The organism is Micromonospora sp. DT46 (assembly GCF_049841735.1).
GTDB lineage: Bacteria > Actinomycetota > Actinomycetes > Mycobacteriales > Micromonosporaceae > Micromonospora > Micromonospora reichwaldensis.
The window spans coordinates 100,946-119,853 of record NZ_JBNCKW010000004.1; the positions used below are offsets into that span (position 1 = coordinate 100,946).

The 18,908-nt window shown below is 69.4% G+C and carries 17 protein-coding genes; 9 read left to right on the forward strand and 8 right to left on the reverse strand.

Features of this window, described 5'->3' with window-relative positions; translation table 11 throughout:
* The first annotated feature begins 159 nt into the window (after positions 1–159).
* Entirely contained in the window at positions 160–4,551 is a 4,392-nt protein-coding gene (pglW, locus tag ACLQ20_RS11920) for a BREX system serine/threonine kinase PglW (RefSeq protein ID WP_425855443.1), read from the forward strand.
* On the opposite strand, the gene ACLQ20_RS11925 is transcribed toward pglW, so the two are convergent.
* From ACLQ20_RS11925 to ACLQ20_RS11945, 5 genes are all read right to left on the reverse strand, one after another.
* Positions 4,501–5,463, reverse strand: a complete 963-nt coding sequence (locus ACLQ20_RS11925; protein ID WP_425855445.1) for a hypothetical protein — start codon at positions 5,461–5,463, stop codon at positions 4,501–4,503. The two genes, pglW and ACLQ20_RS11925, sit on opposite strands and share 51 nt — an antisense overlap.
* A complete protein-coding gene (locus tag ACLQ20_RS11930; protein ID WP_425855446.1) occupies positions 5,460–6,065 on the reverse strand; it encodes a hypothetical protein in 606 nt (201 codons plus the stop codon). The genes ACLQ20_RS11925 and ACLQ20_RS11930 overlap by 4 nt, the downstream gene beginning before the upstream one ends.
* A complete protein-coding gene (locus ACLQ20_RS11935) occupies positions 6,062–7,234 on the reverse strand; it encodes a hypothetical protein (RefSeq protein ID WP_425855449.1) in 1,173 nt (390 codons plus the stop codon). The genes ACLQ20_RS11930 and ACLQ20_RS11935 overlap by 4 nt, the downstream gene beginning before the upstream one ends.
* A 7-nt stretch (positions 7,235–7,241) precedes the next feature.
* Entirely contained in the window at positions 7,242–7,670 is a 429-nt protein-coding gene (locus ACLQ20_RS11940) for a hypothetical protein (protein ID WP_425855450.1), read from the reverse strand.
* A gap of 238 nt (positions 7,671–7,908) precedes the next feature.
* A complete protein-coding gene (locus tag ACLQ20_RS11945) occupies positions 7,909–8,334 on the reverse strand; it encodes a hypothetical protein (RefSeq protein WP_425855913.1) in 426 nt (141 codons plus the stop codon).
* On the opposite strand from ACLQ20_RS11945, the gene ACLQ20_RS11950 reads away from it, so the two are divergent.
* Genes ACLQ20_RS11950 through ACLQ20_RS11965 form a run of 4 tightly spaced genes read left to right on the forward strand, consistent with a single transcriptional unit; the run spans position 8,215 to position 10,272 of the window.
* On the forward strand, positions 8,215–8,538 hold the full coding sequence (locus ACLQ20_RS11950; RefSeq protein WP_425855935.1) for a hypothetical protein: 324 nt from the start codon (positions 8,215–8,217) through the stop codon (positions 8,536–8,538). The two genes, ACLQ20_RS11945 and ACLQ20_RS11950, sit on opposite strands and share 120 nt — an antisense overlap.
* A gap of 9 nt (positions 8,539–8,547) precedes the next feature.
* The gene (gene brig1, locus ACLQ20_RS11955; protein WP_425855451.1) at positions 8,548–9,426 is read left to right on the forward strand and encodes an anti-phage DNA glycosylase Brig1; all 879 of its coding nucleotides are present in this window, start codon (positions 8,548–8,550) and stop codon (positions 9,424–9,426) included.
* Complete coding sequence (locus ACLQ20_RS11960; protein ID WP_425855453.1) at positions 9,423–9,821, forward strand: hypothetical protein; 399 nt, start codon at positions 9,423–9,425, stop codon at positions 9,819–9,821. Before brig1 ends, ACLQ20_RS11960 begins: the two co-directional genes overlap by 4 nt.
* The gene (locus ACLQ20_RS11965) at positions 9,784–10,272 is read left to right on the forward strand and encodes a hypothetical protein (protein ID WP_425855454.1); all 489 of its coding nucleotides are present in this window, start codon (positions 9,784–9,786) and stop codon (positions 10,270–10,272) included. The genes ACLQ20_RS11960 and ACLQ20_RS11965 overlap by 38 nt, the downstream gene beginning before the upstream one ends.
* A 53-nt stretch (positions 10,273–10,325) precedes the next feature.
* Here ACLQ20_RS11965 and ACLQ20_RS11970 read toward each other — a convergent pair whose 3' ends face one another.
* From ACLQ20_RS11970 to ACLQ20_RS11980, 3 genes are read right to left on the reverse strand one after another with little or no spacing between them, the layout of a single operon-like run.
* The gene (locus ACLQ20_RS11970; RefSeq protein ID WP_425855455.1) at positions 10,326–11,366 is read right to left on the reverse strand and encodes an ADP-ribosylglycohydrolase family protein; all 1,041 of its coding nucleotides are present in this window, start codon (positions 11,364–11,366) and stop codon (positions 10,326–10,328) included.
* Entirely contained in the window at positions 11,299–11,640 is a 342-nt protein-coding gene (locus ACLQ20_RS11975) for a hypothetical protein (RefSeq protein WP_425855457.1), read from the reverse strand. Before ACLQ20_RS11975 ends, ACLQ20_RS11970 begins: the two co-directional genes overlap by 68 nt.
* The gene (locus tag ACLQ20_RS11980; RefSeq protein ID WP_334564998.1) at positions 11,637–11,876 is read right to left on the reverse strand and encodes a DivIVA domain-containing protein; all 240 of its coding nucleotides are present in this window, start codon (positions 11,874–11,876) and stop codon (positions 11,637–11,639) included. Before ACLQ20_RS11980 ends, ACLQ20_RS11975 begins: the two co-directional genes overlap by 4 nt.
* A gap of 367 nt (positions 11,877–12,243) precedes the next feature.
* On the opposite strand from ACLQ20_RS11980, the gene ACLQ20_RS11985 reads away from it, so the two are divergent.
* The 4 genes from ACLQ20_RS11985 (at position 12,244) to ACLQ20_RS12000 (ending at position 18,699) form a co-directional block, all read left to right on the forward strand.
* A complete protein-coding gene (locus tag ACLQ20_RS11985; RefSeq protein WP_132234804.1) occupies positions 12,244–12,483 on the forward strand; it encodes a winged helix-turn-helix domain-containing protein in 240 nt (79 codons plus the stop codon).
* A 72-nt stretch (positions 12,484–12,555) separates the two neighbouring features.
* Positions 12,556–16,149, forward strand: a complete 3,594-nt coding sequence (gene pglX / locus ACLQ20_RS11990; RefSeq protein WP_425855459.1) for a BREX-2 system adenine-specific DNA-methyltransferase PglX — start codon at positions 12,556–12,558, stop codon at positions 16,147–16,149.
* Positions 16,149–17,396, forward strand: coding sequence for a hypothetical protein (locus tag ACLQ20_RS11995; RefSeq protein WP_425855461.1), 1,248 nt, complete (start codon positions 16,149–16,151; stop codon positions 17,394–17,396). The genes pglX and ACLQ20_RS11995 overlap by 1 nt, the downstream gene beginning before the upstream one ends.
* Positions 17,386–18,699, forward strand: a complete 1,314-nt coding sequence (locus ACLQ20_RS12000; protein ID WP_425855462.1) for a hypothetical protein — start codon at positions 17,386–17,388, stop codon at positions 18,697–18,699. Before ACLQ20_RS11995 ends, ACLQ20_RS12000 begins: the two co-directional genes overlap by 11 nt.
* Positions 18,700–18,908 lie beyond the last annotated feature (209 nt).

Genomic DNA, 18,908 nt, shown 5'->3' on the forward strand with positions numbered 1-18,908 from the left:
TCGTGGCCGGCGCTCTTCACACGATCGTCGGCCGTTGAGGCATTAAAGGCCTCAACGGGTGTTTTGCCGATGCAGCGGAGCTTGGCGAGGCGCTAAGTCGCCAGGCTCCGCTGAGGCGGTAGGGCCGCGGCCGGATGTGCAGGTTCTAGGATCACTGGCATGCAGGAGGGCCGGTGGACGACGATCACGCCGTCGCAGTTCGCACACGAGCGGGAGGCATTGGCGCACGTTCAGGCGTTGCTGCCCGACACGGAGCCCTACCGCGCCTGGTCGAACTTCACCTTCACCGCGCAGACCGGCCACCCGTACGAGGTCGACCTGCTGGTAGCGGGTCCGGGCGGGCTCTACCTCGTTGAGATCAAGAGCCTGACCGGCCGGCTGACCTCCAGTGGCTCCAACTGGATCCTGTACGGCCCGAGCAGCACCCGCACGTTCGACAACCCGTTGCACCTGGCCGACGCCAAAGCCAAGAAGATCAAGTCCCTGCTCCAGGCGGCGGCGAGCCAGCGCAAGGGTCCGCCGCTCAGGATCCCGTTCGTGCAGGCGGCGGTCTTCCTGTCCAAGCCGGGCCTGATCGTCAACCTCGCCGAGCACCACCTGCACGGCATCCACGGCCCCGAGGCTGCTCCCGGCCACCAGCCGGGCCCGCTGCCGACGATCGGCTCGCTGTTGCAGCGCCCACCGCAGGACGAGCGGCAGCGGATCACCAAGGAGATGTCCGCAGCGCTGCCGGAGCTGCTCAAGGCCGTCGGCATCGCCCGCAGCCGCAAGCACTACCAGATCGGGGCATGGGAGCTGGACACCCGCCCGTTCGACCTGGGCCCGACGTGGCAGGACCACCACGCCCGGCACCGGGAGCTGGAGCGGGAGCACCGGCGGATCCGGATCTACCTGGTCGAGCGCAACGCGGTGCAGTCCGAGCGGGCCAGCATCGAACGTGCCGCCAAGCGCGAGATGACCGTGCTGCACGGCATCAACCACCCGGGCATCGTGCGGGTGGACTCGATGGAGTCGCACGAGGCCGGGCCGGCGTTGATCTTCCGGTACGACCAACGCTCCATCCGGCTGGACCACTACATGGCCCAGTACGGCGACCGCCTCGACGCGCTGAGCCGGCTCGCCATGATCCGTCAGCTCGCCGAGACGGTGGCGTACGCGCACCGCCGCCGGCTGCACCACCGCGCCCTGTCGGCCCGCAGCGTGCTGGTCAGCCCGGGTCGGCGGCGTCGGGGCGGCAGCGAGGACGAGGCCTGGCTGGTGCCGCAGTTGCAGGTCAGCGACTGGCAGGCGGCCACGCGGGGTGCCGACACCGCCGGTGGCAGCAGCGGTGATCCGGTGACCCACTCCTCGCACGCCGCCTCGCACATCGAGCACTCCGCCGAGGCGTACCTCGCGCCGGAGCTGACCGCCCCCAAGCCCGACTCGGTGGCGATGGACGTCTTCGGGCTGGGCGCGCTGGCGTACCTGATCCTGACCGGCGAGCCGCCGGCGGCGAAGCGCCCCGAGCTGCTTTCCCGGCTGGCCCGCGACAACGGGCTGCGCGCCACCGCCGTGGCCGATGGGATCAGCCTCTTCGCCGACGAGCTGATCCAGGCGGCCACCGCCCCGGTGCCGACGCAGCGACTCACCACCGTCGCCGAGTTCATCGAGATGCTGCAGGTCGTCGAGGACGAGCTGACCGCCCCGCCGCCCGGCTCGGTGCACCCGGAGGAACGGGAGCCCGAGCAGGTCGACCCGCTGGAGGCGCGCGGCGGTGACCGGGTCGGCGAGTGGACGATCAGGAAGAGCCTCGGCACCGGCTCGACGTGCCGCGCGTTCCTCGCGCACAACGAGCGCACCGGCAAGGACGAGGTGCTCAAGGTCGGCCTTTCCGACGAGAAGGGCGCCCGGCTGGCGCACGAGGCCCGGGTGCTCGGCCCGCTCACCGACTCCCGGGTGATCCGGCTGGCCCGGCCCGAGCCCCTGCAGCTCGGCAACCGCACCGTCGTGGTGCTGGAGCACGCGGGCGAGCTGACGCTGGCCCGCAAGCTGCGCGACGACGGCCGGCTCACCGTTGACGAGCTGGAGACCTACAGCCACTACCTCTTCGGGGCGCTCGACTACCTGGAGGGCGAGGGCGTCTACCACCGCGACATCAAGCCCGACAACATCGCCATCCGGATCCGCCCGAACCGCACCCGCCAGCTGGTGCTGTTCGACTTCTCCCTGGCCGGCGTCTCGGTGAAGGAGACCGCCGCCGGCACCCCCCGCTACCTGGACCCGTTCCTCGGCACCGCCAACCGGCAGGTCTACGACAAGCACGCCGAGTGGTACGCCCTCGCGGTCACCCTGCACGAGATGGCGTCGGGCGAACTGCCGGTGTGGGGCGACGGCGGCACGGAGCCGCAGCTCACCGAGGGCCCTCCGGTGCTGGCTGTGGAGGCGTTCGACCCGGCGATCCGCGACGACCTGGTCGACTTCTTCCATGAGGCCCTGCATCGCGACCACCGGCAGCGGTTCGCCTCGCTGAAGGACATGCGCGACGCCTGGCACGAGGTCTTCCGTCGCTCCGACGCGAGCGCCCCGGTCGGCACCGACCATCCGGAGATCGAGGCCGACGAGCCGGACGAGCAGGCCGCCGAGGCGGCCCGCGACGAGGCCGCGACAAGGGCGACCCGGGCCACCGCGCTGGAGGCCGCCGGCCTCACCCCGCGCGCCGTCTCCGCGGCCCATCGGCTGGAGGCCTCCACCGTCGGCGAGCTGCTCACCGTGGCGAACAAGCTCGCCACCCTCCCCGGCCTCGGCGCGCGGACCCGCAAGGAGTTGCAGCGCCGGGTCAAGGAGTGGCGCGGCCGGCTGGGGGAGCGGGAGACCCTCCCCACCACTCCCGCCGCCCGTAAGGCGGCCACCGCCGAGGCCGCCACCGAGACCGCCGCCGGACACGGCGACGCCGATCTGGTACGCGTCGGCGTGGACGCGATCGCCACGCTGCTCCTGCCGGCGAAGAACGGCCGCAACGGCACCGAGATCGAGGGCACCCGACTGCTGCTGCACCTGCCCGACGAATCCGGCACGCTGCCGGCGTTGCCGCCCTGGCCGCAGCAGCCGCAGGTCGCCACCGCGCTGGGCGTCAGCTCCGCCCGCATCGCGCAGATCCTCGGCAAGCAGCGCAAGCGCTGGCACGACATCCCCGTCGTCGGCAGCGTCCGTACGCAGATCATCGAGCTGCTGCGCGACGGCGGCCGGGTGATGGGCGTCGGCGAGCTGGCCACGGCGCTGCTCGGCAGCCGTGGCTCGGTGCGCACCGGCGACGCGCTGCGCCAGGCGGTGGCGCTCGCCGCGGTGCGGGCCGCCGTGGAGGTCGACGCCCTCGCCGACGAGCCGCGCCTGCTGCTGCGCCGGCACGGAGAGCGGCTGCTGGTGGCCCTTGAGGCGGGCGAGGACGACGCCCCGGACGCCCCGGCCGCGCCGGCCCTGCTCGACTACGCCGACGCGCTCGGCAAGGCCGCCGACAAGCTCGCCGCCAGCGAGGTGCTGCCGAGCCCGGCGACAGTGCTGCGTACCCTCGCGGCCGTGACCGTGCCCGGCGGGGCGGCCGACGTGATCGACGAGCGGCGACGGGTGCTGCTCGCGGCGGTGGCCTCGGAGCGGGCCGCCGCGACCGCGCGGCTGGAGCTCTATCCTCGCGACCTCGACCCGGTGCGGGCGCTTCGGCTGGCCCAGGCCGGTGTGGTGCCCCCGGCGGCCGGGCCCGACAAACGGCGCGGCCTGACCCCGACGCAGGTCGCCGACCGGGTGGCCGCGCGGTTCCCGGAGCTGGACCCGCTGCCGCCGCACCCGAAGCTGGATCGGCTGCTCGCCGAGGCCGGTTTCGAGCTGCGCTGGGACCGCGACCGGTATGTCCCGCCACCGCCCCGCAACGCGTCGTCCTCGATGTCGTACGTGCAGCGTCGCCCGTCGGCTACGGCCGCGCCGAGCCGGTGGACGGCCGAGTCGCCGGAGCTGGCGGCGGCGGTGCGGGCCGAGGAGCGCCTGACCGGCGCCAGGACCGCCGGTGGGTTCCGGGCCCTGACGGTACGCCTGAACCGGTACGCCCCGGCTCGCGAGGAACTCATCCGGCGCTTCGACGCCCGGCCGGTCAACGTGGCGGCCCGTTTCCTGGACCACCTGCACGCCCTCGTCGACGCGCGCCCGAAGCCGACCTGGGAGACGGTGCTGAGAGCCGACATCGCGGAGCCCGGCTCCCGGCCGGCGATCAAGCTGGGCGAGTACGCCGAACAGGCGTGGCAGCTCGCCGTGCCAGAGCTGCGCGCGGAGCTGCGGGCCGGGGAGGGGCCGGTGCTGCTGCACGACGCGGCGGTGCTGGCGCGCTACCGGGCGGTGGACCGGCTCTACGAGCTGGCCGACGCGGCGCGGGGCGGGGCGGGCGACGTGTGGCTGCTCTGCCCGATGGAGGACCCGGCGCTGCTGCCCAAGCTGGACGGTGCGGTCGTGCGGGTGGGCGACAACGAGTGGATCGCCCTACCGGACGCCTGGGTCGTCAACGCCCACCGCAGCGCAGTCACCGCTTGACGCACGAGCGTCCGCCATGGTCTCGGCGCCTCGGACCGCGTCGTTGCCCGGAGCCTGGAACGTGGTGCCCGCGTACGCGGGTGCCTCGTGCGCGAGGGCTGCCATGTTCTCCGGCTCGCGGGCCACGGCGAGGGCCGGTGAGCCGTGCAGTTCCCACAAGCCGGCCTCGACCCAGCAGAGCTGGCGGTACTTCTCCGGTGCCATGGCCTGCGAGCCGAAGTCCCACCCGACAGCCGAGACGGGCCTGCCGGCGAACTGCCGTCGGGCCCGCTCGCGATAGGCGTCCCTGGTGACCGTCGCGGGGTGCAGGAAGGACAGGTCGAACCCGTTCTCGGCGAGCCCGAACGCGGCCAGGCCGAAGAGCATGGTGCACTCGATCCCGCTGCCGGCGCAGTAGTCGGCGATGCGGGCAGCACCGTGCACGGCACCGGCGTACGACAGCACGTACAGGCGGCGGACCGGGTGGAATCGCCGGTACTCCCGCAGCGCCGCCACTATCGTCGCACCGGAGGCGACGGTGTCGCCGATCAGCAGCGTCGAGCCGCCGGCGTCGAACCGCGCGTAGGACACCTCGACCGTCGCGTCGTCGGAGGCGACGGCCACCCTGCTCGTGGAGACGAGGTTCGCCGGCAGGTTCCGGCCCGCCTCGGCGGCGACCGCCTCCGCGAGTTGGTAGACCAGGCCCTTGCTCAGGATGATCACCTCGGCGAGGTCGGCACCGTCGAGTTCGTCCCGGATGTGTCGGACGAACTCCCGGCTGCTGGCGAGGCAGGCTCGCCGAAACGGCAACTCCGTCAGGTTTCGGTCGAACAACAGCGCTTCCAGGTGGCGGTTGTGCACCAGGTGGAGTCCCCTCACCCCCGTCCTGATGCTGATCGGCTCGACGGCGCTGGACCCCGTGTCGGCGATCATGCCGTCGTGCTGGGCACTCGCGCCGCGCCGGCCTCGATCCGTCGTAGTGCGTCGAGCATCGGCGTGTCGATGCCGAGCACGTTGTTCTCGTACTCGTCCAGTGCGGCGGACAGCCAGGCGGGGCGAGGTTGGGCTGCCCTGGGTCGGTCGGCCAACGCCACGAGAGCGCGACCGGCGGCGGCGAAGTCGTCGACCACGTCGGTGGCCAGCGCCGCCACGTGCGGGTGCACGTAGTCGGTCACCCGCACGCCCCGGTATTCCAGGACGTCACTGCGGTACTGCGAATTGCGGGGTGCGACCACGACCACAGGCGTTCCCAGCGTGACCGCTGCCGCCATCTCGACACCGATGCCGATCCCACGGCGTACCCGCGCGTCGACGATGACCGCCGTCGCCACCATCACCTGGTACATGTCCCGGCCGAACTGACCCAACGTGTTGCCTGCGTCGGGAATTGGGTCGTCCGGATTGAGGAACACGACGTCACAGGGAGCCGCCCCGCCCGCGACCTCCTCCCGCTCCACATCCGTCCAGCAGAGACGCTGTTGATCGCCTCCGCCCTTGATGATCGACCCGGAACAGTAGACGGAAATCAGCATCATCGTGCCCTTCGGTCGGGATCTGTCTGGTTCAACGTGCCGTCGAGCCTGTTGGCGACGACAGCCACCACGGTCAGCGCCTGCTGGATGGTCGCGGCGTTCTGGAACCTGATGCGCTTCCGCCCGCGGATCACCGCCTCGCGGAGCCGGGCGCGGAGCACCGGATGCTGCGTGGCGGCGGCGATGGTGCCGAACTCTGGAGTCGAGCGCAGGGAGAGCAGATCGGGCCAGCGGGCGCTGCGGTGGACGAAGTCGTGGATGCCGAGCCATCGCAGGCCGAGGTCGAACGAGCGGGCGGACAGCACGCGGTCCGCGAGCGACGTCCGCATCTGGCGGATGCCGCAGGAGAAGTCGCCGAAGTCGAAGTCGGCGACGATGGCGGCGTCGAGGTCGCGCAGGTAGCTGGCGAGGTACTCGCGGGACAGGAACATGTCGATCCTGGCCCGTTCCTCGGCTCCCAGGGTCACCGGCACCGTGGCTCGGACGAACCGGCTGATGAAGGCCTGCCCGTCGAGTCGATCGGGCACCTCATGCAGGTGCGTCTCGACGTCACCGGCCGTCGCGGGCCAGCGACCGGCGATGCTGGCGAGCGTCGTGGCCAACTCGCCGTCCGGCTGTAGGGCGGTGCCCCAGCTCTGGCCGATGTCGGTGGCGGTGTTCTGCGCGTAGCGGGGCCGCCAGACGAGGCCGTCGGTGAGACTGCGGTGCGGGGTCAGCTCGTAGGGGTTGCGGGTGTCGCGGCGGTATTCGACGGCCTTGTGCTCCACGTAGGAGTCGAGGTCGGCGATGTGCGAGGAGTAGTGGACCACGCCCCGAACCACGAGTGGCCTGATCCGGGTGAGGAAGATCGACAGGCTCGGCACCTCGAACAGGTACGACGCGGGAAGGATCAGTTCCTCGTCGGTGGCGAGCACGGCCAGCCGCGTCGCGTGCAGCGCCTGGGACAGATCCGCCTCGGTGAAACGGGCCGTCGGTGGGCGGCCGTAACACGACCGGATCTCCGGATTCAGGTACTGCAGGAAGATCGGCCGTTCGCGATCGTAGGTCAGCGGCGCGGCAAAGCGTTCCTCCGGATAAAGGCTGAGCTGCTGCCCCGTCACGTGCAGGTGTAGGTCCCGGCCCGCGACATAGCCGTCGCGCCGTGCGCTGACATCCTGCTGGGGCACGGTCACGCGTCACTCATGGAGCCGGATCGGGGCGGCCCACGGTGAGATCACGGCCTGCGGTGTACGAATCCCGTCCGGCGGTCACGTTCTGCTGCACGGTGGTCGACTGGTCCACGCCTTCGCCGGCCGCCCGGACTGCGGCGACCAGCTCCCGTATCGCGACGGCAAAGTCCGGGTCCTCCTCCAGCCGGGCCTGCAACCGGCCCTTCCACCGGGCCGCCTCCAATGCTGACGCCGTATCTCTGCGGTCCGGCGAGGCGGTCAACACCCGTTCGCGCGAATCCTCCAGGACCCGGTCTGCGCGGACCATCGACTCCGTCTCGTCGCGACCGAGGATGCGTGCCGCGTGGTCCTTCACGTTGAGCCACACGTCCGAGACCATGGCCTGGATCAGAGCCGCGCTCGCTGCGGCGGCCAGGCCTGCTGCCGACAGGTCGTCCATGGGTCACCGCATCTGTCGTGATGGCGCACACCGGGAAACGGGCACCGCCCAGTATGCCAATGCCAAAATGCCTGTCAAGAATGCGCCGGGCCTTCCCGCTATCGATCCACTGGCATGAGAAACCGCCGTTTTCCATGGAAAATCGCCTATTGCTTGTGCGACGGTCGGTGCCGAGCCCGATCGAGGGAGCATCGCGCTGTCGTCATCACGACAGTCCGCCCCGGTCGGCGCGTTCAAATTAGCGGCGTTGCGCATGTCCGCCCGCCAGTGGCGGCACCGGACAGGAGGGGGCTACGCGAACAGCGACAACAGCGCTGCCTGCTCCGGCGTGAGGCGTATCGGGGCGTGCGCCCCGGTAGTGGGGAAGACTTGGGCGACCTCGAGGTCGCCTCTGCGAATGCTCGTCGCGATCCCGACCTTCACGCCCCTGGCCGTGAGGGTCTCGAGCAGGCGGCGGGTGTCGAGAAGGTACGCCGCGGAGATCCGCCACCGGTGGTGCCGCACGATGCCCGGGGGCTTGGCCGGTCCACTGAGGATCAGGTAGGTGGTCGCAGTGGTGCGGGCTGATGTCGAGGCCGGCGAAGGCGTCACCGTAGGCCTTGACGTTCACCGTCCGGCCGGCGAGTGGACCGGATCGGAACGTGCCGTCGTAGCCGGCCTGGATCGCGGCGGCCAGCTCGATGTCGAACACCTGGGCGGCGATGAACTCGCCGATGTCACCCGGCCGCGCCGATCGCCCGGTGAGCGCCGCGATCCGGGTGTCCAACTCGTCGCGATCCCGCAGCAACGCGGCCAATTGGCGCAAGGTTTCGGTCACGAGGTTGATTCTTCGCGTTGCGCCCTGGCCTGGCCAGTCACGCATCGCTAACTTTTCGTCATGACGACCTCCGCACGGCAGCGCGTCGCGGCCTTCTGGGACGCTCACGTCGAATCCTGGCTCAGCGGCGAGGACGAACTACCAAAATGCCTCCAGCCATGGTTCGACTCCTATGTCGGCGTCGGCCACGGCGAGGTGACCCGTGACGGGTTTCCGGAGCCCTACCACGGTGACCTCCTCGGTCTGGAGCACACGCCACGAATGGTGGTGCTCGGCCTGAACCCCGGCGAATTCCGCCCCCGTTTCCAGGCGCGGGACGGCATCTTCGCCGAGGAGATCAAGGAGCACGGCTCGTACAGCAGGTGGGCGACGACATGCCCCTACAACCGGCCGCCATGGACGCTGCCGCAGGAGATGGGCAAGAACAGGTACTACCAGGCCCGGCTGGCGTTCACCCGCCGGTGGCTGCAGGACCCGAGCGCCGATCATCGTGACCTGCTGATCTTCGAGTGCTATCCGTGGCACTCGAAGGCCATAACCGCGCCACTGCGGCCGCCGCCGGAGGTCATCGACGAGTTCGTGTGGCAGCCGATCGCGGAGCTGCCCGTGTGGGACGTGTTCGCCTTCGGCCGCCCCTGGAATGACCTCGCTCGGGCGCTCAAGTTGCCGCTGACGGGCGCGCTGGGCTCCGGCGGCACGGACTACGGGTCGAAGGTGCCCAGCCGGGCGGTGCGGACGTACGCGCTGCCGTCGGGGCAGCGACTGGTCGTCGAGTGGCATACGGGCTCAGCCGGACCGCCGAGCGCGAAGGAGACGGCGCTGCTGCGGAAAGCGCTCGTCGGCGCCGGGAGTGACGGCATCCGGACGACGCCCATTCCCAGGGCGGGAGTCTCCGTCGACTCGAGCCCTGCTCCGACCCCGATCGGGCCGTCCTCATGACCCATGCCAGCGACCCGATTGTCACCGCCGGCCGGATCGCGCAGCTCGATCAGTACATGGCCGAGCACGTCCTCGCGCCGTCCGGGGCCTGCGTCTGCCGCAGGCTCGGCAGCTGCCGTGAGAGCGCCCTGGGCGGACGCCGATCGGCGTCCCGACCCGAGGCCGCTTTCGCCGCGGGGCAACTCTCGCACGTCGGCCACCACTACGACCTGGTCCTCGACGGCGTGCCGGAGCGGACCCTGGTCATCGCCATGGAGACCGGGCGGGCGCGCGAGGGCGTGACGCTCAAACAGCGTCATGCCGAGGTCATGCAGTCCGCTGGCTTGGCGTTCACCGCCCGGAACCCGCACATGCGCGGTGTCACGAGCGCCCTGCGGCTCGCCGGTCGGGCGTGAACCCGGGCCCGACCGGGCCGGTGAGCTGCTCCACCTGGACGGCGTCCGTTCCCCGGTGCACCTCTTCGACGCCTACGCCATGGCCAACATGCGGCTCTGCTCGGCCGTGGTCAGCGGCACGACCAAATCGCTCGGTAACGCCACGATGAGCCGCAACTGCGCCCCGCACATGGCGGCGACGATCGCGATCCTCCAGCCGACCCTCTGCATCGTCCAGGGCGTCGAGGTCCACAAGTCGCTCACCGCGATCATGAGTCGCCGTCGGGAGATCACACCGTACCTCGTACGGGCGAGGATCGCCGGCGTCGACACGCTCGTCGACGCCTTCACCCACCCGTCCGCCATGCGGCTGACGGACCACTGGGGGCGGCTGACCAGCGTGCCCTACCTGCACGGGACGGTTGCGCCGACGATCAGAACCGCACGCCGATGGCTTCAGCAGCAGAGCTGACGGTTGCCGTCAATGTCCAGCCACGCCCCACCGGCCCCGGACAGCGGAATGCGCTACCAGCCCGGATAACGCTCCCACCAGTGCGGATCGGTCTCGTCGCCGTAGCCGCTGCCGGACGGGCCGTCCGCGAATTCGGTGAGGAGATCCCGCGCCAGGACGTCGGCCACCCACACCAACTCGACTCGGGAGACCACGTCGACGGGGAGCGCGTCGACGCCGTGCGCGGCACCGAGGAACGCGCCGGCGGTAGCGGCCACGTGCTTGCCGTGCGGAACTGATGCGGCAAAGACGAGGGCGTCGCGTAGCTGCGAGCGGTCAGGATAGGAGAGTGCGACGTAGACGCCTCCGGCCAGTGCCGATGCCGCACGCGCGTCCGGCGCGAGCTGCGCCAGGACCTCTGCTTGGCGCGGGCGCCTCCGGCCGGCGTGCAGGGCCGGTGCGAGTGGCAGCCCGGTCAGGACCGTCACGATCGACTGGCACTCCCGCTGCGCGAGTTCCGCCGCCTTCTCGACGTCCTGACGGCTGACGACGTTGGCAATCACCGTGGCACCCAGTGCGGCGGCGTCGGCCGCTGCTGGGCCGTGGGTGGTGGCTGCGATCTCCGCCGCGAAGCGCCCGGGTTGCGGCCCCCACCCCGGGATGAGCCCGGCGGGCAGGCTCCGGGTGAGCCCATGGGCTCCGACGCTGGTCCAGTCAGCTTTCCCTGGCGCGTACGTGGCTGTGCTCTGCAACGCGGAGACGGTGGCGGGAGCAGACCCACGCCGGGCCGTCAGCGTCGGCACCCCAGCGAGCCAGCCGTCCGGCCAGTCCTGCTCCTGCCAGCGCTTGATCCCAGGGACGCCCTGCATCGCGGCCCATCTCGTGTAGGCGTGGCGCACCACGCCGGGAGGGTGGCAGATGCCCTTGTGGGTGCCCCGGATGTTGGCCCGGATGATCCCCTCGATGGTGAAGCAGGCGAGCTGGCCGGCGCTGGTGACCGGCAGGGTTCCGCCCGTCGGCACGTTGCCGCCCGCCGCGCCGATCGCGTCACCGAGCATCAGCCCGAGCACGCTGCCCCGAGCGGTTGCGAGCTGCTCTGCCGTCACCTTGGTCACCCTGAGAAGCATAGGAGCGGATGGCACGCGGGCGTTGCGGGGTCGGCGGGCTGACGACGGGGCTGAGGCCGGCGAGCTGGACGTAGATCTCACGCTTGTCGGTCGCCTCGCCGCGCCGGTTCAGGACGTAGCCGGTCAGCCAGATCCAACCGGCGTACGTGGGTTGGTCGGAGACCGAGACGACGCGGAAGGTCAGGGCGCGGTCCCCGGCGAACTGCACCGAGGCCCGGCCGTCGACGGCGAGCAGGTCGCCGGGGGAGGGGCGCGCGGTCACCAGTGGCCGGAGTTGCGGTGGTGCTCCTCCGGCGGCCGGCACTCCCGCGCGTGCATGGTCTGCCAGTCGCGCAGCGCCCGCCTGATCCGGTCGTTCTCCTGGGTGAGCAGCCGTACCGTCTCGTTGAGCATCGCCAGCTCGTCGGACACCCGGGCCTGGAACTCGCGTACCTCCACGGGGTCGACGCCGCGCCGTCGCGCGGCGAACTCGCGGGTCCGCACCTCGTGCGGCGTCAACCGGCCCGGGTAACCGGCGGGATGGGGCTGAGCACCTCGATAGACCTGGGCCACGACGATCCTCTCTCCAGGGCAGGCGGGAGCGCAGGCTCCGCGCGGTGGGGTCTGGAAGGGCGGGTCGTCCGCGAGGGGGCCGCGGACGACCCGCCCGCTCGGCCGTCGCAGCCCGATTCGGCGGTACGACAGCAGAGCAGCCGGACGGGGTCGGGACGGGCACGCTCACCCGCCCCGACCAGGGGATGAGCCGAACTCGTTGCCACGCGAGGACGGGCTCCGAATCAACATAGCTAGACATGTCAGATGAGTCAACGCTGCTTGTTAGGCGCGTCGCGGTGTGATCGAATCGGATTGCCACGCGAGGAGTGCCATGCGAGAAGTGCCGGACTATTGGCGCATCGCCGACGATGTGATCGCCGACGTCAGGTCCAAGAAGTTGAAGCCGGGGGACAGGTTGCCCTCGATTGCCGAGCTGCGTCAGAGCTACGGCGTCAGTCACGGGACCGTGCAGATGGCCTACGCCCGACTGGAGGCGCTGCGGGTCATCCGTCGCCAGCAGGGCAAGGGTGTCTTCGTCACGGACCCGAAGACCTGGATGCGGGAGCCGTAGGTAGCGGGCCGGCGACGGAAACGGGCCTTACGGGTACCCCCGTCCCGTCGACGGGACGGCTAGAGTCGTCGAGTGATCGACCGGAAGCTGCTCTTGTCCGACCTGCAGAAGCAGGTTAAGAATCTGGAAAAGGACCTGCGGGAGCAGGCCGAATCGGTCGAGGAGGTGCGCCTCCGCCTGCATGGCGAGTACGACCACGCCTTCAAGGTCGGGCGCACCGCCGCCACCTGGGCGGCCTGGCGCGACGAGCGCGTCACCCAGGTCGCCGTCGCCTGGGTGCTCGGCACCGTCTTCGTGCGCTTCTGCGAGGACAACGGCCTGCTGTCCGACCCCTGCCTTGCCGGTCCGGGCGACCGGCTGGTGCTGGCTGAAGAGGCCGAGGCGCAGTTCTTCCGCGACCAGCCCGACAAGACGCTGCGCGACTGGCTGCACCAGGGCTTCGACGCCATCGCCAGTACCCAGGCTGGCAAGTCGCTGTTCGACAAGCGGCACAACCCGCTCTATCAGATCCCGCTGTCCCACGACGAGGCGAAGAACCTGATCGCCTTCTGGCGTCGACGCGGCGAGACCGGTGGCCTGACGCACGACTTCGCCGACCCGGAGTGGGACACCCGCTTCCTCGGCGACCTCTACCAGGACCTCTCGGAGCACGCCAAGAAGACGTACGCCCTCCTCCAGACGCCCGAGTTCGTCGAGGAGTTCATCCTCGATTTGACCCTCTCCCCGGCAATCGAGGAGTTTGGCCACGACGTAGTCAAGATAATTGACCCGACCTGCGGCTCGGGGCACTTCGTCCTCGGCGCCTTCTGCCGGCTGCTGAAGGAGTGGGAGGAGCATGCTCCCAACCGCGACCCTCACGAGCGGGTGCGCCTGGCGCTGGATGCGGTGCACGGCGTCGACATCAACCCTTTCGCGGTGGCCATCGCGCGCTTCCGTCTCTTGATCGCTGCCCTTCGCGGCTGTGGTGTCAAGACTCTTGCCGACACAGCTGGCTACAGCTTTCCCTTGCATCTCGCGGTCGGTGACTCACTTGAGAGAAGCGAGCAGCGGGCGCTCATTAACGAGAGGGGTGAGCTGGTCGACTCGAGCTACGCCACGGAGGACTTACAAGAGCACGCCGGCATTCTTGAACAGGGCCGGTGGCACGTCGTCGTGGGAAATCCTCCCTACATCACCCCGAGCGATGATGCGGCGAACCAGCGCTACCGGCGCGCCTACCCGGACGTCTGCCACCGGCAGTATGCCTTGTCAGTGCCGTTTGCTCAGCGCTTCTTCGAGCTTGCGAGGCCGGCTGCTGCAGACGGACGGGGCGCGGGTTACGTTGGCCAAATTACCGCTAACTCATTCATGAAGCGTGAGTTCGGTAAGAAGTTGATCGAGGGGTTCCTTGCTCACAGGGTTGAACTGACTCACGTCATTGACACGTCCGGTGCCTACATACCAGGACACGGAACTCCGACGGTTCTACTCATTGGCCGTAACAAGAGCCGAGGGCAGGCAGAAACGATCCGGGCAGTGCTCGGGATTCGAGGAGAGCCTGCAGCACCGAAAGACCCGGCTCGCGGACTGGTCTGGACCGCTGTCCTGGCCCAGGTAGACGTACCTGGCTCCGAGAGCGAGTGGGTCAGTGTCGCGAACCTTCCTCGGAGCACCCTGGCGAGATTTCCATGGAGCCTCTCCGGAGGCGGAGCAAGTAGCCTCCTCGCGGCTATCGACAATCAGCCATTTCGACTCCGTTCGAAGATGGAGGAAATTGGACGGACTACTCACACCGGGCTCGACGAGGCCTTTTACGTCCCGAAGGCGGCCGCCAAGACGAGAGGTGTCGCTGCGGCTGCTGTGCCTGTCGTGCACGGGGGAGATGTCCGAGACTTCAACCTCGACGCCCCGGTCTGGACTCTTTTTCCATACGACCATGCCGGTTTCCGTAGGCAAATCACTCCTTTAGAGGAGCGGTTTTACTGGCGCTGCCGCACAGCCTTGCGGCAGCGAATGGACTTCGGTCAAACGCCGGAGCAGCGAGGATTGCGTTGGTTCGACCACAGTATGTTCTTCGCCAAGCGATATCGCGCACCGTTGTCTATTGCTTTCGCTTTCGTTGCAACGCACAATCACTTTGTGATTGACCGAGGTGGGCAAGTATTCAAGCAGACTGCCCCAGTGATCAAGCTCGGAGAGCAAGCTTCCGAGGATGATCATCTGTCATTGCTGGGGTTGCTCACTAGTTCAACTGCCTGCTTCTGGCTGAAGCAGGTCAGCCAGACTCGAGGTGAGGGTGGCGGAGCACGGGTCGAGGCGGGCTATGCCGCGATGGGCAGCGAGGAGTGGAAGAATCATTACGAGTTCACCGGTACCAAGCTGCAGGAGTTTCCGCTGCCGACGGCGTACCCTCTGGAATTGAGTCGGGAGATTGACGGGCTGGCGCAGCGGCTTGCCACGGTGAGCCCGACGGCGGTCGCGACTTCTGGGGTGCCCACCCGGGAGCGGCTCCATGTCGCCGAGCGGGAGTGGCACTCGATCCGGGCGCGGATGATTGCGTTGCAGGAGGAGTTGGACTGGCAGGTCTACTCGCTTTACGGGCTGCTGAACGAGAACCTGACCGCCCCGGAGAGCGTCCGGCCGCCGATGCTGCAGCTCGGGCAGCGGGCGTTCGAGATCGTGCTGGCCCGCAAGATGCACGACGAGGGCCTGGAGACCCAGTGGTTCGCGCGACACGGGTCGACGCCCATCACTGAGCTGCCGGCGCACTGGTCGGCGGAGTACAAGGCGGTCGTGCAGCGGCGGATCGCGGTCATCGAGGGCAACCGCAACATCGGGCTGATCGAGCGGCCGGAGTGCAAGCGGCGTTGGGCCACCGAGGGTTGGGACGCGATGCAGCGCAAGGCGCTGCGCGACTGGCTGCTCGACCGGTGCGAGGCACGGGAGCTGTGGTACCACCACGTCGACGGGCTGGAGCAGCCGCGCCCGCTGACCACCGCCCAGCTCGCCGACGAGCTGCGCCGCGACGACGACGTGCTCACCGTCGCCAACCTCTACGCGCCCGGCCAGGATCTCGGCAAGGTGATCGCCGACCTGGTCGCCGACGAGCACGTGCCGCACCTGGCCGCGCTGCGCTACAAGGACTCCGGGCTGGCCAAGCGCGCCGACTGGGAGCACGTGTGGGACCTGCAGCGGCACGAGGACGCGCTGCCCGACGAGGCGGCGAAGCGGGAGTTCCGCAAGCAGATCCCGGTGCCGCCGAAGTACACCTCGGCGGACTTCCTCAAGGGCAGCTACTGGAAGCACCGGGGCAAGCTCGACGTGCCCAAGGAGCGGTTCGTCTCGTACCCGGGAGCCAGCCGCGACGGTGACCCGTCGCTGCTCGTCGGCTGGGCCGGCTGGGACCACCGCGAGCAGGCCCAGGCCCTGGCCACCCTGATCGTGGCCCGCGAGCAGGAGGACGGCTGGGCCGCCGACCGGCTGCTTCCGCTGGTCGCGGGGCTGCGCGAGATCCTCCCCTGGGTACGCCAGTGGCACGGCGAGTTCGACCCGGAGTGGGGTGCCTCGCCGGCGGACATCTACGACGGCTTCCTCGCCGAGACCACCAACCGCCTGCACCTCACCGACGAGGCGCTCACGTCCTGGCGCCCGCCTAAGGCCACCCGGGGCCGCAAGGCCAAGGCGTGATGGCTCAGTCGGTGTCGACCGGCTTGTGGTCGGCGGACGACGTCGAGGAGCTGACCGAAATCCTGGCGGTCCGCCGGTCCCGGCTGTGGCAGCTCACCCCGCCGGCCGATCTCGCGGCGTGGGTGTTCGCCGACCCCGAGCCGGCGCCACTCGACCCGGTGCCGGCTGCCGTCGACGGTCACTGGGCCGACGGGCTGGACGAGCCGCAACGCGCGGCGTGGGCATTGGCCGGATGGGTGGCCCGGATGACGGTGCCAGAGGCGGCATCGACCGCCGGCCGGCACTGGCTGCTGTCGCGGGTGACCGAGGGCCACGGTCCGCTGCTGCGGCTGACCGTCGGAGTTCTGGAGACCCTCGGCGTGTACGAGTCCGGCGAGGAGGTGTGGCTGCGGGTGGCGGGCGCACCCATCGTCCTCGCCATGGATGCGGGCGCGGTGGACCTGGAGGAGTGGGGACGGCGCGGCATCGACATGCAGGAAGACCGGACGAAGACACTCGCAGAGGAGAAGCTGTTACTCACCTGTCCGGACATCGACACGGCGCTGTGGCTTCTTCGGCAGCCACCGGTCATCGCCGCCGCCCGGATGCTCAACGCCTGGGTGGCCGCCGGGCCGTTTTCGTTCGGGAGCCGGTACCGGCCCGAGGTCGCCGGCCGAGCCTGGCGAGCCGCCGAGACCCTGCTCGCCGGTGCGGCGCCGGCCGAGACCGGCGGGGAGCGGGGCTTCGACCGGGAGTACGCAGGGTCGGCGGTTCCGGCCGACCTGTCGGTGCAGCGGTCGTTCGACGCGGATGCCTACCTGGCCGGGGTGAGCGAGCACGATCGGCTGTGCCGGGCGCTGATCGACCATCTCGCCGCGGAGGGTGTACGGGTCGGTGCGGGGCTGCACGGCGTACCGGTGGATCTGGCCTGGCGCGACACCGACGGGCGACAGTTCGTCGCCGAGGTGAAGAGCGTGGTTGGGGACAACGAGGTCGCGCAGCTCCGGCTGGGCCTCGGTCAGGTCCTCGAATACCGCCACCGCCTCGCGGCGCGCGGAATCGTTGCGACGCCCGTCCTGATCGTATCGACGTGCACGGACCAGGCCTGGTCGGCCATCTGCGGTGACAACCGCGTCATCTTGTTGCAGGGCCAGGGCACTTCGGATTGGACGGCTGCGCTGACGAAGGGCCGCCGGCCGGACGCCGGTGCCGGTACCACCGGCAATGATGGATGCCAGTTTGGGGAGGGGACACCACGTGACCACTGATAACACGGCGCAGGTGCCAGTGTGGACGCTCGCGACGGAGGCCGTGAGCGTGCCGGACCTGCTGAGCGACGAGGGCATGACACCGGCTCGACTGGCAGAACTGAGAACAGCCCTCGCAACCCTTGCGGATTCCCCCATCGCCACGCTGGAGGCGCACCCAGTATCAATCAAGCGCGATCGGAGCGGCGGGATTTCGCTTCATGCAGCGAGTCCGCTCGCTCAGCAGTTGTCGCACCTCGTCGCTCAGACCGCGAAGTCGGCGCCTTCGACGCTGAACGTCGCCGCTACCGGTGACGTGCTCTACAAGATGGTGGTACCGGCAAAGGTCGCTGCACAGGTCGGTAAAGGACTTGTCCAGCCCATGGCTTCGAAGGCAGCTGCCGGAGGTATTCACAGCGCGCTGGTCAACTCCACGGGCATCGCAGCCCAGGCCACGTTTGTGCCCGTTGCTGGCAAGGCCGCTGTTGCAGGTGCGGCAACCGGCTCGGCCACCACAGCCGGTGTGGCCGTGGCCAGCGCCGGAGCGTTGACAGTGGCCGCGCCACTTGTGCTGATGGCCGTCGCGGTCGGCGTCAGCGCCTACGCTGACCGCCAACGCCAAGAAGCGATTGAGCGGATCACCGACCTCCTGGAGCAGCTGCACGAAGACAAACTCGAGAACGAACGCAGCGAGCTGGACGGTTGCCGTGACGCGATCGACAAGGCCACGTCGGTCCTCCTGGACCAGGGAAGAGTCGGCCTGTCGTTAGGACTGGATTCCTCGTCGTACGCGATCAACACGGCCATCGAACGAACCAAGCGTCGGCTCACAAAGTGGCAGGCTGCGCTAGCTGCGCTGCCCGACGGCCCGGTGGAGATCGGCACCCTGACGAAAGCCTTCCCCGGTGTCAACGAGGAGGGCAGTGCATTCCGCGCGCACTTGGAGTTCGCGCGACTCGCCATCGCTCTCAAGCGCCGAGTGCTCGTGCTACAAGCAGTAGAACACGCTCAACAGGCCGGAACGAACAACCCCTTCAAGAGCTTCATCGGAACCTTGCGCGACGACGAGCGCCGCATCGATGAGCTGGAATCGGGTATCCACTCGGTCCTCCTTCGGCTGTCGGCTCTCGAATTAAAGCGTCCCGCTGGTTTCCGCAGCATCATGTTCACGCAGGGCGAGGTCGACGACCTGCTCAAAGCCGTATATCGCCTTCGCGCCCTGGGCGATGGCCTCAACGTCGGAACCCACCAGGCCGACGTTGCGATTGAGATCGAACGGGGCAGTGACGGATCTCTCGTAGTGTTCCCTGCAGTCGCTGCCTGACCGAACACCGCGCGCGAACTGACCGGTCACCTCGATCTCAGCGGGCACCCTTGGGATGTCAGTGGCGCACCCTACGATCAGTCACCGTTGCGGTTCGGGGTAGGGGATCCGCCGAGCAGTCTGACGGCGGGGTGTGCATGCCTCAGCTCAAGTCCGATTGGGAGCGGTCGGCCAGGCTTGGATCGGTAAACGTGAGTTTCCGGTAGGCG

Coding starts and splice junctions, on each gene's coding strand:
- pglW (WP_425855443.1), top strand. CDS start 160: ATGCAGGAGGGCCGGTGGACGACGATCACGCCGTCGCAGTTCGCACAC.
- ACLQ20_RS11925 (WP_425855445.1), bottom strand. CDS start 5,463: ATGATCGCCGACACGGGGTCCAGCGCCGTCGAGCCGATCAGCATCAGG.
- ACLQ20_RS11930 (WP_425855446.1), bottom strand. CDS start 6,065: ATGATGCTGATTTCCGTCTACTGTTCCGGGTCGATCATCAAGGGCGGA.
- ACLQ20_RS11940 (WP_425855450.1), bottom strand. CDS start 7,670: ATGGACGACCTGTCGGCAGCAGGCCTGGCCGCCGCAGCGAGCGCGGCT.
- brig1 (WP_425855451.1), top strand. CDS start 8,548: ATGACGACCTCCGCACGGCAGCGCGTCGCGGCCTTCTGGGACGCTCAC.
- ACLQ20_RS11960 (WP_425855453.1), top strand. CDS start 9,423: ATGACCCATGCCAGCGACCCGATTGTCACCGCCGGCCGGATCGCGCAG.
- ACLQ20_RS11985 (WP_132234804.1), top strand. CDS start 12,244: ATGCGAGAAGTGCCGGACTATTGGCGCATCGCCGACGATGTGATCGCC.
- ACLQ20_RS11995 (WP_425855461.1), top strand. CDS start 16,149: ATGGCTCAGTCGGTGTCGACCGGCTTGTGGTCGGCGGACGACGTCGAG.